The following is a 15,399-nucleotide window of genomic DNA, read 5'->3' on the forward strand; positions in this document are numbered from 1 at the left end:
CTGGAGGCTGGAGGCTGGAGGCTGGAGGCTGGAGGCTGGAGGCTGGAGGCTGGAGGCTGGAGGCTGGACAAGGCTCTGGCCATGCACCTTCTGCGTCAAACCTTTTTCGCGGCCATGGACCGCTACGGGTCAACATCGATGCCGACCTGTAGGAGCGCGCCATGCGCGCGATTCGCGGCAACGCCCAATGCATCGCCAGCAAGCTGGCTCCTACAACAGCGGACGAGTAGCCCGGATGAAATCCGGGGAAGCCCTCCCGGATTGCATCCGGGCTACATGGCTGGCCATGCACCTTCTGCGTCAAACCTTTTATCGCGGCCATGGACCGCTCCTACAGCTCAGCATCGAGGCTGACCTGTAGGAGCGCGCCATGCGCGCGATCACCGGCAACGCCAAAACATCGCCAGCAAGCTGGCTCCTACAACAGCGGACGAGTAGCCCGGATGAAATCCGGGGAAGCCCTCCCGGATTGCATCCGGGCTACGTGGCAGTTTATTGGGTCACCGCGTGCGCGGGGATGACGGTGGAGAACGAGGCTTCTACGTAGGGTGCGCCGTGCGCACCGATCCAGGACCAACACCTACGTTTCCGGCGAACGCCCTGCCCGCCCCAGGGTAAACGGTGCGCGCGGAGCACCCTACGAGCGGCTTTTTCGTCCAGCCCTCCAGCGCTCTTAATCGGCTCTTTACGGGCTTTCAGGCGTTACCAGCCAGCCTCAACCGCGCCGCCTGGGTAAAGTCGAGCATGCGCCGCAGCGGTTTCATCGCCCGTGGGATCAGCGCGGGATCGACGAAGATCTCGTTGCTGCCTTCGCGCAGGCATTGCAGGGTGCGTTCCAGGGTGTTCATCGCCATCCACGGGCAATGCGCGCAACTGCGGCAGGTGGCGCCGTTGCCGGCGGTCGGCGCTTCGATGAAGGTCTTGTCCGGACACAGTTGCTGCATCTTGTAGAAGATGCCGCGGTCGGTGGCGACGATGAAGGTCTGGTTCGACAGGGTCTGCGCCGCCTTGATCAACTGGCTGGTGGAGCCCACCGCGTCGGCCAGCTCCACCACCGACTCCGGTGATTCCGGGTGAACCAGGATCGCGGCGTCCGGATAGAGTGCCTTCATGTCTTCGAGCTGCTTGGCCTTGAACTCTTCGTGAACGATGCAGGCACCGTCCCAGAGCAGCATGTCGGCGCCGGTCTCGCGCTGGATGTAGCGGCCCAGGTGCTTGTCCGGCGCCCAGATGATCTTCTCGCCGTTGTCCATCAGGCTTTCGACGATCTCCAGCGCGCAACTGGAAGTCACCACCCAGTCGGCACGCGCCTTCACCGCCGCCGAGGTGTTGGCGTAGACCACCACGGTGCGATCCGGGTGTTGGTCGCAGAAAGCCGAGAACTCGTCGATCGGGCAACCCAGGTCGAGCGAGCAGGTCGCCTCCAGGGTCGGCATCAGCACACGCTTCTCGGGGTTGAGGATCTTCGCCGTCTCGCCCATGAACTTGACCCCGGCCACCACCACGGTCCTGGCCGGGTGCTGGTTGCCGAAGCGGGCCATCTCCAGCGAGTCGGACACGCACCCACCGGTTTCCTCCGCGAGCGCCTGGAGCACCGGGTCGCAGTAGTAGTGCGCCACCAGAACGGCATCCTGCTTCTTCAGCTCGGCGGCGATCTCGCTGCGATAGAAGGCTTCCTGCTCGGGCGTCAACGGCACCGGACGCTTGGCGTCGAGGTGAGCCTGGACCAGCAGGCGTTCGGGAATGTGGGTCATGTCATCAGGCTCTGAATATGCTTTCAGTTCCGCGATTATACCCGGCAAAGGCTTGCGCGAGAGCGCCAACGAGGAAAGTCGCCGTCTCTCTCCGAAAGACGCCTTTCAGGGCCGCCCCAGCAGACTGCAGAAACGAAAATGCCCGCAACCTCGAAGGTAAGCGGGCATTTTCATGTTGCCTGGCCGGTGAGGCTCTGGCATCGAATGATGGTGGGTCGTGTAGGGGTCGAACCTACGACCAATTGGTTAAAAGCCAACTGCTCTACCACTGAGCTAACGACCCAACGGCTGTGCATGATACTGATTTATTTCGGAAATTCAATAGCATGCGAAAAAAATTTCAACGGTAGGGGGTCGGGTCCGGCACCCCGGCGGCAACGAACCCCGCCGCGCGCAGACGGCAACTATCGCACTTGCCGCAGGCCCGCCCGTCTTCGTCCGCCTGGTAGCAGGACACCGTCAGCGCGTAGTCCACGCCATTGCGCAGGCCGACCTGGACGATCTCGGCCTTGCTCATGTCCTGCAACGGTGCCTGGATGCGGAAGCCGTCGCCCTCCACTCCCGCCTTGGTGGCCAGGTTGGCCATTCGCTCGAAGGCCGCGACGAACTCTGGCCGGCAATCCGGATAGCCGGAGTAGTCGACCGCATTGACGCCGATGAAGATGTCGCGCGCACCGAGCACCTCGGCCCAGCCCAGCGCCAGAGCGAGGAACACGGTATTGCGCGCCGGTACGTAGGTCACCGGGATACCTTCGGTCGGGCTTTCCGGCACGTCGATGGAGGCGTCGGTCAACGCCGAGCCGCCCATGCCGTCGAGATCCAGGCCGATCACCTTGTGCTCGACCGCCCCCAACTGGCGCGCCACCCGCTCGGCGGCCCGCAGTTCGGAGCGGTGCCGTTGGCCGTAGTCGAAGCTCATGGTGTAGCAGGCATAACCCTCGGCTTTCGCCAAGGCCAGCACGGTAGCCGAGTCGAGGCCGCCCGACAGCAGAATCACCGCTTTCTTCCCAGTCATTTCAATGTCCCGGCTCGTCATTCCAGAGGATCTTGTGCAACTGCAACTGCAGGCGCACCGGCAGGTTGTCGGCGACTATCCACTCCGCCAGCGCCCGTGCATCCACCTGCCCGTGGCTCGGCGAGAGCAGCACTTCGCCCGCGCGCTCGTCCAGGCGGTACTGGATCAGCTTGGCCACGGCCCAGTCGTAGTCCTCGCGGGAGCAGATGACGAACTTGACCTGGTCGTTGGCGGTCAGCTCATCGATGTTCTCGTAACGATTGCGCGCCAACTCCGCCGAGCCCGGGGTCTTCAGGTCGACCACCCGGCTCACCCGCCGATCGACGGCGGAGATGTCCAGTGCGCCACTGGTTTCCAGGGACACCTGGTAGCCGGCATCGCACAAATGCTTGAGCAGCGGGATGCAGTTGGGTTGCGCCAGCGGCTCGCCGCCGGTCACGCAGACATAGCGCGGCCGATAACCGGCCACACGTTCGAGGATGGCTTCGAGGCTCATGAGCTGCCCACCGCTGAACGCATAGGCGGTGTCGCAGTATTGGCAGCGCAGGGGACAGCCGGTCAGGCGTACGAACACCGTCGGCAGACCCGAGGTGCGCGTTTCCCCCTGCAGCGAGTAGAAAATCTCGGTAATTCGCAGGGTCTTTTGCATATCAGCCACGGGCGCGACAGCGAAACAGGCCATCCGCCTCCGTTGCGGGAAGAAGGGCCGCGATTCTAAACGAAAAACCCGCGACAGGCGCGGGTTTGATGGCTGGAGGCTGGAGGCTGGAGGCTGGAGGCTGGAGGCTGGAGGCTGGAGGCTGGAGGCTGGAGGCTGGAGGCTGGAGGCTGGAGGCTGGAGGCTGGAGGCTGGACAGCGTTCCGGCCATGCACCTTCTGCGTCAAGCCTTTTTTCGCGGCCATGGACCGCTACGGGTCAACATCGATGCCGACCTGTAGGAGCGCGCCATGCGCGCGATCACCGGCAACGCCCAATGCATCGCCAGCAAGCTGGCTCCTACAACAGCGGACGAGTAGCCCGGATGAAATCCGGGTTACGTGGCTTGTTTATTGGGTCCCCGCGTTCGCGGGGATGATGGTGGAGAACGAAGCTCCCACGTAGGGTGCGCCGTGCGCACCGATCCAGGACCAACATCTACGTTTCCGGCGAACCGCCCTGCCCGCCCCAGGGTAAACGGTGCGCGCGGCGCACCCTACGAGCGGCTTTTTCGCCCAGCCTTCCAGCCTCCAGCGCTTTTATCGGCTTTTCTATAGCCGCTGCAAATCACGCTGCGCGAGTTGCGCAGCCGAGCTGCCGGGATACTGGGAGATGACCTGGCGGAGAATACCCTTGGCCTTGTCGGTGTTGCCCAGGCGCTGCTCGACGTCGGCCAGCTTGTACAGCGAGTCCGGCACCTTGGCGTGCTGCGGATAGGCCTGGCTGACCCGGGCGAAGGCCTGGCCGGCGCCCTGCAGGTCGCCCTGGGCGAGGCTCACCTCGCCCAGCCAATACTGGGCGTTGCCGGCGTACTGGCTGTTCGGATACTTGCGCAGGAATGCGCTGAAGGCCTGGTTGGCCTTGTCGAAATCCCGGGCCTTGATCAGGTCGAAGGCAGCGTCGTAGTAGAGCTTTTCCTTCGCCGGGTCACCCGGTTCATTGTTCGCCGCGGCCGATTGGTTGGCGGGCGGCGTGGGGGTGCCGTTGGCGTTCACCGCGCCAGCGGCCTGACTCTGTTGGGCAGCTCCACCAGCGGCGGCACCGCCTGCCAGTCGGCTGTCGAGTTCCTGGTAGCGCTCCAGGCTTTCCCGCTTGAGACGCTGGATCTCGTTCTGTTGCTCTTCCAGCATGCCGCGCAGGCGAGAGACCTCATCCTGCAACTGCTGCAACTGCATGAACAGCTCGCCCTGTGCCGAGGTCGGGGTAACCACCCCGCCCCCGGCATAGGCGCCACCGGCATAACCGACCGCTGGATAGCTGCCGCCGGAATAGCCGGCGTTGCCATCGATCACGGGAACTTCCGCCCAGGCTGCCAGGGGCAGGCTGAGCGCCAGAATGGTCAAAGCACGGTGGATACGCATGACGAATTACTTACGCAGTTCGACGCGACGATTCTGAGCCCAGGACTGCTCGTCGCTGCCGGTGGCAACCGGACGCTCTTCGCCGTAGGAGACGAGTTCCAGTTGAGCCGGGGAAACGCCTTGCAGCACCAGGTAACGCTGAACGGCCTTGGCACGGCGCTCGCCCAGAGCCATGTTGTACTCACGGGTGCCGCGCTCGTCGGTGTGGCCTTCCAGAACGACGCGAGCGCCGTTGCCTTTCAGGTCCTTGGCGTGGACGTCCAGAGCGCGCATGGCTTCCGGCTTCAGGTCGGAGCTGTCGTACTCGAAGTAGAAGGTAGTGATCGCGCGCAGGGCGGCTTCTTCGCTCAGGCTGCCGTCGATGCCGCTGCCACCGGCGTTGTAGCCGGCGTTCGGGTCGACAGCGCCTTCGCCAGCAGTGTCGCCGCCTTTCGAGGAGCAACCGACAGCCACGGCCAGAGCCAGGCTCAGGGCGGCGAACTTACCAAATTTCAGCATTTCCATCATCAAACTCCTAATGAACCCCAGGTGTGTTAAAGCAAACAGGTATACGCCGCATCAGTTCAGGTAGGGGGACCAGGAAGGCTCACGGACATCGCCTTGAGCGGTAGGAATCGGGAGCCTCACGCGTCCATTGGTGGACACGAGCATCAAGACTCCCCGGCCCTGCTGGCGGGTGGCGTAGATTAGCATGGTGCCATTGGGCGCAACAGTGGGCGAATCGTCCAGACTGGTCTCCGAAAGGATGCGCAAATTGCCGCGTTCAAGGTCTTGGGCGGCAACCTTGAAGTTGGTGTAGCCGTCCTGGCGATGGATCATCACCAGGGTCTTCTCATCGGCGGAAAGTTTCGGGTTGGCGTTGTAGTTGCCGACGAAGCTCACGCGCTGCGGCTCGCCCCCGCCGATGCGGGTCTTGTAGATCTGCGGCCGGCCGGCACGGTCCGAGGTGAAGTACAGGGTCTGCCCGTCGGCGCCCCAGAACGGCTCGGTATCGATGGAGAAGTGATTGGTGACCCGCTGCATCTGCTTGGAGCCCAGGTCCATCACGTAGATCTCCGGGTTGCCGTCCTTGGACAGCACGAAGGCCAGCCGGTTGCCATCCGGCGAGAAGGCCGGCGCGCCGTTCAGGCCCTCGAAGTTGGTGATCTGCTCGCGGCGGCCGGTGTCGATGTGCTGGATGAAGATGCGCGGGCGGCGCTGTTCGAAGGACACATAGGCGATGCGGCGTCCGTCCGGCGCATAGCGCGGCGAAAGGATCGGCTCGCGCGACTGCAGCAGGGTCACCGCGCGCGCGCCATCATAGTCGGAACGCTGCAGGGTGTAGCGGGTGTTGTTGACCGAGAAGCGCTCGGCGGTCACGTAGAGCAGGCGCGTGGAGAACGCCCCCTTGATGCCGGTGAGCTTCTGGAACGACTGGTCGGAAACGTAGTGCGCCATGTCGCGCAACTGGTCGGTCGTGCCACTGACGCTGCCGGTCATCACCTGTTGCTCGGTGGCGACGTTGAACAGCGCGAACTGGACCTGCAGGCGGCCGCCGGCCGGCACGATGCTGCCGACCAGCAGGTACTGGGCGCCCAGGGCCTTCCAGTCGCGGTAGATGACCTCGCTGGCCTGGGTCGGCAGGCTGATCATGTTCTGCCGCGGGATCGGCTCGAAGTAACCGGAGTTGCGCAGGTCGTTGCCGATGATGGTGGCCATGTCCTCCGGCAGCACGGTGCCACCCTGCCAGCCGAACGGCACCACGGCGATTGGGGTGGCGCGGTCGGCGCCATGCGAGATCACCAGCGGGTCGGCGGCCTGCACGCTGCCGACCACCAGGGCCAGGCCGAGCAGGACTATACGAATCAGGGTGTTCACAGAGTTCAATCCTCCGGTTTGAAGATGACGCGGCGCTGCCTGTACAGACGGTCGAAGGTAGCGCGGTCGAGTTGTTGCATTTCGGGAATACGGCCGACGTTGCGCACCGCAGCCACCGACGAGCTGTCGAAAGGCCCGTCGCCGCTGGAACGAACCACGCTGGCGTTGGTGATGGTGCCATCGGGCAGCATCTGGATCATCAGCTCGACGCTCATGCCACGGCGCGCCGACATCGGCTTCTGCCAGTTCTCGGTAATCAGTTTGACGATCAGGTCGTCGAGGTTGCCGGCCACCTGGTCGCCATGGGTCTCGGCCAGGGCCTGCTGGCGTTGCACATCGTCCGCCAGCAGCTCGGCCAGGGCCGCGGCCTTCTGGTCCTCGGCGGCCTTGCGCTTGGCGTCTTCGGCGGCCTTTTTCTTCGCTGCATCGGCGGCCGCTTTCTTCTTCGCATCTTCTGCCGCCTTTTTCTTGGCGGCTTCGGCGGCGGCCTTCTTCTTGGCTTCTTCCGCCGCGGCTTTCTTCTTGGCCTCTTCCTCGGCGCGCTTCTTGGCGATGTCCGCCTGGCGCTTCTGCTCGGCGGCTTTCTTCTCCGCCTCGGCTTTTTTCGCGGCCTCGGCCTTTCGAGCCTCCTCGGCTTTCTTTTGTTCCGCCGCCTTGGCTGCGGCGATTTTCTGTTCTTCGGCCTTCTTCTGTTCCAGACGCTCGGTCTCGAACTGCGGCGCGGCGGTCTTCTTCGCCTCGCCGGCGACCTTCTGGGGAGTCTGGGTGGTCGCCTGGCTCTGCGACTTGAGCTGGTACAGGGTGGCCTGCACCACCGGCCGGGCCGGCGGCAGCTCCGGGGTGAAGGCGAAGCTGACGAACAGCATGGCGAACATCAGGACGTGCAGACCCACGGCCCAGACGATGGGCCAGAAGTAGCTTTCCGATGGTGAACGCTCGGGTTGCTGCATCAGGGCGCCTCGGTAATCAGCCCGACATTGCCCACGTCGGCTTGCTGCAGACCGCCCATGGCGGCCATCACCGTGCCGTAGTCGACCGCCTTGTCGCCGCGCACGAACACCTGGACCTGCTTACCCTGGCGACGGTTCTCGGCGATGATCGCGGTCACCGCCCGGGTCATCTGCTCCAGGGTCGAGGCGCGCTCCTGCTCGGTGTCGACGTCCACTTCGCTACCCATGTTCCAGTAGTAGGTCTTGTCGGACTTGATGGAGATGGTCAGCACCTGGGCGTTGTTGTCCTGCGGCAACGCCTCGCTGCTGACCTTGGGAAGGTCGACCTTGACCCCCTGGTTGAGCATCGGCGCGGTGACCATGAAGATGACCAGCAGCACCAGCATCACGTCGATGTAGGGCACCACGTTCATCTCGGCGACCGGCTTGCGTCTGTTGCGAATTCTCGCCATGGCTTGGGACCTGTCCGCTTATTCGTCCGAGGTGTGCACCTTGCGGTGCAGGATCGCCTGGAACTCGTCGGCGAAGGTGTAGTAGCGGCCGATCAGCATCTCGCCGCGTGCGGAGAAACGGTTGTAGGCGATCACCGCGGGAATCGCGGCGAACAGGCCGATCGCGGTGGCGATCAGCGCCTCGGCGATGCCCGGCGCCACGGTGGCCAGGGTGGCCTGCTGCACCTGGGCTAGGCCACGGAAGGAGTTCATGATCCCCCAGACGGTGCCGAACAGGCCGATGTAGGGGCTGGTGGAACCGACGGTGGCGAGGAACGGCAAGGCGGTTTCCAGCTTCTCTTCCTCGCGCGAGATGGCCACGCGCATGGCGCGGGACACGCCGTCCATCACCGCGTCCGGATCGACGCCCTGCTGCTGGCGCAGGCGCGAGAACTCCTTGAAGCCGGCGCGGAAGATCTGCTCCAGGCCGGAATCCGGATCGGGGTTGCTGCCGGCCTGGCGGTACAGCTTGGACAGGTCGATACCGGACCAGAAACGATCCTCGAAGCCGTCCAGGGCACGCTTGGCCGCGCGGATGGCGCTGCTGCGCTGGAAGATCATCACCCAGGAAATGACCGAGGCGGCCACCAGGGTGAGCATCACCAACTGCACCACTAGGCTGGCGTTGCTGATCAGACTCCACATCGACATATGGTCAACGGCGTTGGCTTCCACGCTTACTCTCCTGCTACTGATAGACCCGGGACCTGCGAGGCGGCGAAGGCATCGCGCAGCTCCCGCGGAATGGCCCGGGGTTTCAAATTGTCGGCGCCCACGCAGGCCACCAGGAACTGCCCTTCGCAGAGCAGCACATCATCCGCGGCCCGCCTTACCTGTTGACGAAAACGCAGGCTGGCGCGGTTCAACTCGATCACATCGGCGCTTACCAGCAACTCGTCGTCCAGCCGGGCCGGGGCGTGATAGCGGGCCTCGGCCGAGTGCACGACGAACAGCAGTCCCTCACCAGCCAGCGTCGACTGGGCGTAACCCAGGTCGCGCAGCCGCTCGGTGCGGGCCCGTTCCATGAATTTGAGGTAGTTGACGTAGTAGACGATGCCGCCGGCATCGGTGTCCTCATAGTAGACCCGACAGCGATGGGCGAACGGCTGGACTCCGTTTTGCGCGCGCATACTCTAGTGTGCCCCCAGCGACTTGCCAATCCGGCCCGGTAACAATTTATTGGTCATTCGTCTCCCGCCGCGAACAGATCCTGCGTGGGCTCTTCCCCCTGGCGCTTCGGCGCATTGAGCCCGAAGTGCAGGTAGGCGTGGCGGGTCACCACCCTGCCCCGTGGCGTGCGCATGATGTAGCCCTGCTGGATCAGGTAGGGTTCGAGCACATCCTCGATGGTGTGGCGCTCCTCGCTGATCGCCGCGGCCAGGCTGTCCACCCCGACCGGACCGCCGTCGAACTTCTCGATCAGGGTCAGGAGTAGACGACGGTCCTGGTGGTCGAAGCCACGCTCGTCGACGTCCAGCAGGTTCAGCGCCAGATCGGCCGTCTTCCGGCAGATCTGCCCCTGGGCGCGCACTTCGGCGAAATCGCGCACCCGGCGCAGCAGGCGGTTGGCGATACGCGGCGTGCCACGGGCGCGACGGGCGATCTCGAAGGCGCCGTCGGCCTCGATCGGCAGGCCGAGGATGCCGGCCGAGCGGCGAATGATGGTCGCCAGGTCCTCGGTGCTGTAGAACTCCAGGCGCTGGACGATACCGAAGCGGTCGCGCAGCGGGTTGGTCAGCATGCCGGCGCGGGTGGTGGCGCCGATCAGGGTGAACGGCGGCAGGTCGAGCTTGATCGAGCGAGCCGCCGGCCCTTCGCCGATCATGATGTCGAGCTGGAAATCCTCCATGGCCGGGTACAGGACTTCCTCGACGACCGGCGACAGGCGATGGATCTCATCGATGAACAGCACATCGCCCGCTTCCAGGTTGGTGAGCATCGCCGCCAGGTCGCCCGGACGCTCGAGCACCGGCCCGGAGGTACTCTTGATCGACACGCCCATTTCCTGGGCGATGATGTTGGCCAGGGTGGTCTTGCCGAGGCCCGGCGGGCCGAAGATCAGCGTGTGGTCCAGGGCCTCGCCACGTCCCTTGGCGGCGCGGATGAACAGGTCCATCTGCTCGCGCACGCCCGGCTGGCCGATGTACTCGGCCAGGCGCAACGGACGGATGGCGCGGTCCAACTGCTCCTCGCGGTCACGCCCGGTAGCGGTTATCAGGCGGTCGGCTTCGATCATCGGCGGTCACCCATCCAGTTCAGGCCATGCCCTTCAGGGCGCGACGAATCAATTCTTCACTGCTCAAGCCTTCCTCCTGGACGGCGGTCACCGCGCGGCTGGCCTCCTGTGGCTTGAAGCCCAGGGAGACCAGAGCGCTGACCGCGTCATTCTCCGCGCTTGAGACTGCCGGCACGCCACGGGGTTCAATCACCAACGGGGCGATGGCCGGAATGGTCTCCCAGGCCTTGAAGCGATCCTTGAGTTCGACCAGCAAGCGCTCGGCGGTCTTCTTGCCGACGCCGGGCACCTTGACCAGCGCCGAGGTGTCCTGGGCCTGCACGCAGCGCACCAGTTCGTCCACTTCGAGGCCGGACATCAGCGCCAGGGCCAGCTTGGGGCCGACGCCATTGAGGCGGATCAGCTCGCGGAACAGCTCGCGCTCGCGTTTCTCGGCGAACCCGTAGAGCAGGTGGGCGTCTTCGCGCACCACCAGGTGAGTGTGCAGGGTTACCGGCTCGCCGACACTGGGCAGACGATAAAGGGTGGTCATCGGCACTTCCAGTTCGTAGCCGACTCCATTCACATCCAGAATCAAATGTGGCGGCTGCTTTTCCGCCAGGGTGCCGCGCAGGCGTCCAATCACGGAGGGGGTTCCTTATCTCAAAGACGCAAGCGGCCGCCACGCCGCTTGGCGGCGGACAGGCCATGGGGGATCAGGCTGGCGCGGGTATGCGCATGGCAGAGCGCAATCGCCAGGGCGTCGGAAGCGTCGATCTGCGGTTTCTGCACCAGCCCCAGCAGGTGCATGACCATCATCCGTACCTGCTGCTTGTCGGCGGCGCCGGTGCCGACCACCGCCTGCTTGACCTGGGTGGCGGTGTACTCGGCGATCTCCAGCCCCGCTTCAGCCGCGGCGACCATCGCCACGCCACGCGCCTGGCCGAGCTTGAGCGCCGAGTCGGCGTTGCGCGCCATGAACACCTGTTCGATGCCGACGGTCACCGGCCCGTAGGTCTCGATCACCTCGCGGATACCGCGGAATACCGCCTGCAGGCGCTCGGGCAAGGCACCATTGCCGGTACGGATGCAGCCGGAGGCGACGTACTCGCAACCCCGCGCGCCGGCCCGCACCACGCCGTAGCCGGTGATCCGCGAGCCGGGGTCGATGCCAAGGATCAGGGTCATGTCGAAAACTGTCTATTTATCCAGTTCGCGAGTATACGGGGGCCCTTTCGCGCCGTCACTCGCGACGTGTTCGTCCAGAGGCCGTTGCCTACCGGGCGGCGTTCCGCTTCGGCCCGCCAGAGAGAACCCGAACCTGAATCGGTGGGCTGAAGCCCACCCTACGGAGCGGCGATAAAAAAGCCGGAAGCGCCTGGGGCGGCTTCCGGCCTGTTCATTGCCGAGTCGATCAGCCGAGCTGTTCCATGATCTCGTCGGGGATTTCGGCGTTGTGGTAGACGTTCTGCACGTCGTCCAGGTCTTCCAGCATGTCGATCAGCTTCAGCACCTTCTGCGCGGTTTCCAGGTCGGCGATCGGCGCGCTGATCGACGGGATCATCGCGATCTCCGCCTCGTCGCCCTTGAAGCCGGCGGCGCTCAGCGCCTCGTTGACCGCGTGGAAATCACTGAAGGAGGTGTAGACCTCGACCGAGCCATCGTCGGCGCTGACCACGTCATCGGCGCCCGCCTCGAGCGCGGCTTCCATCAGGGCATCCTCGTCGACGCCCGGTGCGAAGCTGATCTGCCCCTTGCGCTCGAACATGTAGGCCACCGAACCGTCGGTGCCGAGGTTGCCGCCGCACTTGGTGAACGCGTGGCGCACGTCGGCGGCGGTGCGGTTGCGGTTGTCGGTCATCGCTTCGACGATGATCGCCACGCCGCTCGGCGCGTAGCCTTCGTAGCTCAGCTCGACCATGTTGTCGGCATCGTTGGTGCCAGCGCCACGGGCGATGGCGCGATCGATGGTGTCGCGGGTCATGTTGGCGGTCAGCGCCTTGTCCACCGCCAGGCGCAGCCGCGGGTTGTCCGCCGGGCTGGCGCCGCCCTTGGCGGCGACGGTCAGCTCTCGAATGATCTTGGTGAAGATCTTGCCGCGCTTGGCGTCCTGACGCCCCTTGCGGTGCTTGATGTTGGCCCATTTGGAATGACCAGCCATAACTCACTCCATGCTGTCTCGATTCGGCGGCACACCAGGCGTGCCGCCCCAGGGTTGGTACGTCTTGCCGTTATTCGGCGGCTTTCGGCTGCTCGCGCAGGCGGATGTGCAGCTCGCGCAGCGCCTTGGTATCCACCGCGCCCGGCGCCTGGGTCATGACACAGGCGGCGCTCTGGGTTTTCGGGAAGGCGATCACTTCGCGAATCGAGCTGGCGCCGGTCATCAGCATCACCAGGCGGTCCAGGCCGAAGGCCAGGCCACCATGCGGCGGAGCGCCGTACTTGAGGGCGTCGAGCAGGAAGCCGAACTTCTCTTCCTGCTCCTCCTCGCTGATGCCGAGCACGCGGAACACCGCCTGCTGCATGGCCTTGTCGTGGATACGGATGGAGCCGCCGCCCAGCTCGGTCCCGTTGAGCACCATGTCGTAGGCGCGCGACAGCGCGGCGGCCGGGTTGGCCTCCAGCTCCTGCGGGCTGCACTTCGGCGAAGTGAACGGGTGGTGCAGCGAAGTCAGGCTGCCGTCGTCGTTCTCTTCGAACATCGGGAAGTCCACCACCCACAGCGGCGCCCACTCGCAGGTGAGCAGCTTGAGGTCATGGCCGACCTTGATGCGCAGCGCGCCCAGGGCGTCGCTGACCACCTTGGCCTTGTCCGCGCCGAAGAACACGATGTCGCCATCCACCGCGCCGACGCGGTCGAGGATGACGTTGAGGTTATCTTCCGGGATGAACTTGACGATCGGCGACTGCAGGCCCTCGACGCCCTTGGCGCGCTCGTTGACCTTGATGTAGGCCAGGCCCTTGGCGCCGTAGTTGCCGACGAACTTGGTGTAGTCGTCGATCTGGCTGCGCGGCATGGAGGCGGCGCCCGGCACGCGCAGGGCGGCGACGCGGCCTTTCGGGTCGTTGGCCGGGCCGGAGAATACCTTGAATTCCACGGCCTTGAGCTGGTCGGCGACGTCCACCAGTTCCAGAGGGATGCGCAGGTCCGGCTTGTCCGAACCGTAGCGGCGCATGGCTTCCTCGAACGGCATGTGCGGGAATTCGCCGAACTCCACGTCCAGCACTTCCTTGAACAGTTGGCGGATCATCTTCTCGGTGATGCCGATGATGTCGCTCTCGTCGAGGAAGCTGGTCTCGATGTCGATCTGGGTGAATTCCGGCTGGCGGTCGGCGCGCAGGTCTTCGTCGCGGAAGCACTTGGCGATCTGGTAGTAGCGGTCGAAGCCGGCCACCATCAGCAGTTGCTTGAAGAGCTGCGGCGACTGCGGCAGGGCGAAGAAGCTGCCGGCGTGGGTGCGGCTCGGCACCAGGTAGTCGCGCGCGCCTTCCGGGGTGGCGCGGGTCAGGATCGGCGTTTCCACGTCGAGGAAGCCGTTGTCGTCCAGGTAGCGGCGGATGCTGCTGGTGATGCGCGAACGCAGCTTCAGCTTGGCGGCCATTTCCGGGCGGCGCAGGTCGATGAAGCGATAGCGCAGGCGGGTTTCCTCGCCGACGTCGGAGTATTCGTCCAGCGGGAACGGCGGGGTCTCGGCCTGGTTGAGCACTTCCAGCTCGTAGCCCAGCACCTCGATGGCGCCGCTGGCCATGTTCGGGTTGACCGCGCCGGCCGGGCGCAGGCGCACCTTGCCGGTGACCTTGACCACGTATTCGCTGCGCACGCGGTCGGCCTTGGCGAAGGTCTCGGCGCGATCCGGGTCGAACACCACCTGGGCCAGCCCTTCACGGTCGCGGATGTCGAGGAAGATCACCCCGCCATGGTCACGACGGCGGTGGACCCAGCCGCAAAGGGTGATTTCCTGGCCGTCCAGGCTCTCGTTCAACTGGCCGCAATAGTGGCTGCGCATCATGATGGGGGTTCTTCTCTAATAAAAATGTCGGGAAATCTGGGCCGTTCAGTCGGCCGCCGCACAGGCGCCAGCGGCACAACCGCCGGCCGGGCAGCTTGGCGCGCTGTCGCCGGCGGCGAGGTTCTTCTTCGCGCCGGTCTTGAAGTCGGTTTCGTACCAGCCACCGCCCTTGAGGCGGAACCCCGGCACCGACAGCATTTTCGTCAATTCGGGAGCCTGGCAAGTCGGGCAATCGACCAGCGGCGCATCGCTGAATTTCTGAATGGCTTCCAGCTGATGGCCACAGGACGCGCATTGATACTCGTAGATGGGCATCGTGTCACTCCGGTCATCGGTCACGCATGCCGCGAACCGGGGCGCGCGGCAAAGAGCGGGATTATATATGGTTCATCCGCCACGTGCAGCCGCCCCGCCCTCGCGTCCCTGGCGGCGGCGTTCGAGCGATAGGCAGCGGCCATGGTTTCCATTGACATAAGCCAAGAACCACCCGGCATCCCCCGTGCTAGGCTGTGTCCATCCAGGAGGGCGAGCCCCCCAAAACACCTGAGAGGAGAAAATGGCTATGGAAATCAATATCGGAATCGCCGAACAGGATCGCGCGGCCATCGCCGAAGGCCTATCCCGCCTGCTGGCGGACACCTACACGCTGTACCTGAAGACCCACAATTTCCATTGGAACGTCACCGGCCCGATGTTCAATACCCTGCACCTGATGTTCGAGGCGCAGTACAACGAACTGGCCCTGGCGGTGGACTCCATCGCCGAGCGCATTCGCGCCCTGGGCTTCCCGGCGCCGGGCACCTATGCCGCCTACGCCCGCCTGTCCTCGATCAAGGAAGAGGAAGGCGTGCCGGCCGCCAGCGACATGATCAAGCTGCTGGTCGAAGGCCAGGAAGCCGTGGTGCGCACCGCGCGCGGCATCTTCCCGCTGCTGGACAAGGTCAGTGACGAGCCCACCGCCGACCTGCTGACCCAACGCATGCAGGTGCACGAGAAAACCGCCTGGATGCTGCGCAGCCTGCTGGATAGCTGATCCGGCAACGGAACGA

18 protein-coding genes and 1 tRNA gene are annotated in these 15,399 nt (G+C 64.8%); 2 read left to right on the forward strand and 17 right to left on the reverse strand.

What is annotated here, in order from left to right:
- Positions 1-370: 370 nt before the first annotated feature.
- Positions 371-547: a hypothetical protein gene (locus PSEWESI4_RS08155; RefSeq protein WP_187670702.1), complete on the forward strand. Its 177-nt coding sequence runs from the start codon at positions 371-373 to the stop codon at positions 545-547.
- 148 nt (positions 548-695) lie between these two features.
- Here PSEWESI4_RS08155 and nadA read toward each other — a convergent pair whose 3' ends face one another.
- From nadA to PSEWESI4_RS08240, 17 genes are all read right to left on the reverse strand, one after another.
- Complete coding sequence (gene nadA / locus PSEWESI4_RS08160; protein ID WP_187670703.1) at positions 696-1,754, reverse strand: quinolinate synthase NadA; 1,059 nt, start codon at positions 1,752-1,754, stop codon at positions 696-698.
- 208 nt (positions 1,755-1,962) lie between these two features.
- Positions 1,963-2,037 (reverse strand) — tRNA-Lys (locus PSEWESI4_RS08165).
- 57 nt (positions 2,038-2,094) lie between these two features.
- Complete coding sequence (queC, locus tag PSEWESI4_RS08170) at positions 2,095-2,769, reverse strand: 7-cyano-7-deazaguanine synthase QueC (RefSeq protein WP_187670704.1); 675 nt, start codon at positions 2,767-2,769, stop codon at positions 2,095-2,097.
- Between the two features lies 1 nt (position 2,770).
- Complete coding sequence (gene queE, locus PSEWESI4_RS08175) at positions 2,771-3,418, reverse strand: 7-carboxy-7-deazaguanine synthase QueE (protein WP_187670705.1); 648 nt, start codon at positions 3,416-3,418, stop codon at positions 2,771-2,773.
- 599 nt (positions 3,419-4,017) lie between these two features.
- Positions 4,018-4,827, reverse strand: coding sequence for a tol-pal system protein YbgF (gene ybgF, locus PSEWESI4_RS08180; protein WP_187670706.1), 810 nt, complete (start codon positions 4,825-4,827; stop codon positions 4,018-4,020).
- A gap of 6 nt (positions 4,828-4,833) precedes the next feature.
- Positions 4,834-5,331 (reverse strand): peptidoglycan-associated lipoprotein Pal, encoded by a 498-nt coding sequence (gene pal / locus PSEWESI4_RS08185; protein ID WP_187670707.1) that lies wholly within the window; start codon positions 5,329-5,331, stop codon positions 4,834-4,836.
- 54 nt (positions 5,332-5,385) lie between these two features.
- Positions 5,386-6,684, reverse strand: a complete 1,299-nt coding sequence (gene tolB / locus PSEWESI4_RS08190; protein ID WP_187670708.1) for a Tol-Pal system beta propeller repeat protein TolB — start codon at positions 6,682-6,684, stop codon at positions 5,386-5,388.
- A 5-nt stretch (positions 6,685-6,689) separates the two neighbouring features.
- Entirely contained in the window at positions 6,690-7,634 is a 945-nt protein-coding gene (tolA, locus tag PSEWESI4_RS08195; protein ID WP_456243208.1) for a cell envelope integrity protein TolA, read from the reverse strand.
- Positions 7,634-8,086, reverse strand: coding sequence for a protein TolR (gene tolR, locus PSEWESI4_RS08200; RefSeq protein WP_187670709.1), 453 nt, complete (start codon positions 8,084-8,086; stop codon positions 7,634-7,636). The genes tolA and tolR overlap by 1 nt, the downstream gene beginning before the upstream one ends.
- A gap of 18 nt (positions 8,087-8,104) precedes the next feature.
- On the reverse strand, positions 8,105-8,800 hold the full coding sequence (gene tolQ / locus PSEWESI4_RS08205; protein ID WP_187670710.1) for a protein TolQ: 696 nt from the start codon (positions 8,798-8,800) through the stop codon (positions 8,105-8,107).
- 2 nt (positions 8,801-8,802) lie between these two features.
- Positions 8,803-9,255 (reverse strand): tol-pal system-associated acyl-CoA thioesterase, encoded by a 453-nt coding sequence (gene ybgC / locus PSEWESI4_RS08210; protein ID WP_187670711.1) that lies wholly within the window; start codon positions 9,253-9,255, stop codon positions 8,803-8,805.
- A gap of 53 nt (positions 9,256-9,308) precedes the next feature.
- A complete protein-coding gene (gene ruvB / locus PSEWESI4_RS08215; RefSeq protein WP_187670712.1) occupies positions 9,309-10,361 on the reverse strand; it encodes a Holliday junction branch migration DNA helicase RuvB in 1,053 nt (350 codons plus the stop codon).
- Positions 10,362-10,380: 19 nt separating this feature from the next.
- Positions 10,381-10,986, reverse strand: coding sequence for a Holliday junction branch migration protein RuvA (gene ruvA / locus PSEWESI4_RS08220; RefSeq protein ID WP_187670713.1), 606 nt, complete (start codon positions 10,984-10,986; stop codon positions 10,381-10,383).
- 17 nt (positions 10,987-11,003) lie between these two features.
- Complete coding sequence (gene ruvC, locus PSEWESI4_RS08225; protein ID WP_187670714.1) at positions 11,004-11,528, reverse strand: crossover junction endodeoxyribonuclease RuvC; 525 nt, start codon at positions 11,526-11,528, stop codon at positions 11,004-11,006.
- 226 nt (positions 11,529-11,754) lie between these two features.
- Positions 11,755-12,501 carry a YebC/PmpR family DNA-binding transcriptional regulator gene (locus tag PSEWESI4_RS08230; protein WP_187670715.1) on the reverse strand — a complete coding sequence of 249 codons (747 nt, stop codon included), beginning with the start codon at positions 12,499-12,501 and terminating at the stop codon, positions 11,755-11,757.
- A 70-nt stretch (positions 12,502-12,571) separates the two neighbouring features.
- Positions 12,572-14,350, reverse strand: coding sequence for an aspartate--tRNA ligase (aspS, locus tag PSEWESI4_RS08235; protein ID WP_187670716.1), 1,779 nt, complete (start codon positions 14,348-14,350; stop codon positions 12,572-12,574).
- A 45-nt stretch (positions 14,351-14,395) separates the two neighbouring features.
- A complete protein-coding gene (locus PSEWESI4_RS08240; protein ID WP_187670717.1) occupies positions 14,396-14,665 on the reverse strand; it encodes an FmdB family zinc ribbon protein in 270 nt (89 codons plus the stop codon).
- A 247-nt stretch (positions 14,666-14,912) separates the two neighbouring features.
- Here PSEWESI4_RS08240 and PSEWESI4_RS08245 point away from each other — a divergent pair, with 247 nt between their 5' ends.
- Positions 14,913-15,383 (forward strand): Dps family protein, encoded by a 471-nt coding sequence (locus tag PSEWESI4_RS08245; RefSeq protein ID WP_187670718.1) that lies wholly within the window; start codon positions 14,913-14,915, stop codon positions 15,381-15,383.
- Positions 15,384-15,399: the final 16 nt, after the last annotated feature.

The organism is Zestomonas carbonaria, from assembly GCF_904061905.1.
Taxonomy (GTDB): domain Bacteria; phylum Pseudomonadota; class Gammaproteobacteria; order Pseudomonadales; family Pseudomonadaceae; genus Aquipseudomonas; species Aquipseudomonas carbonaria.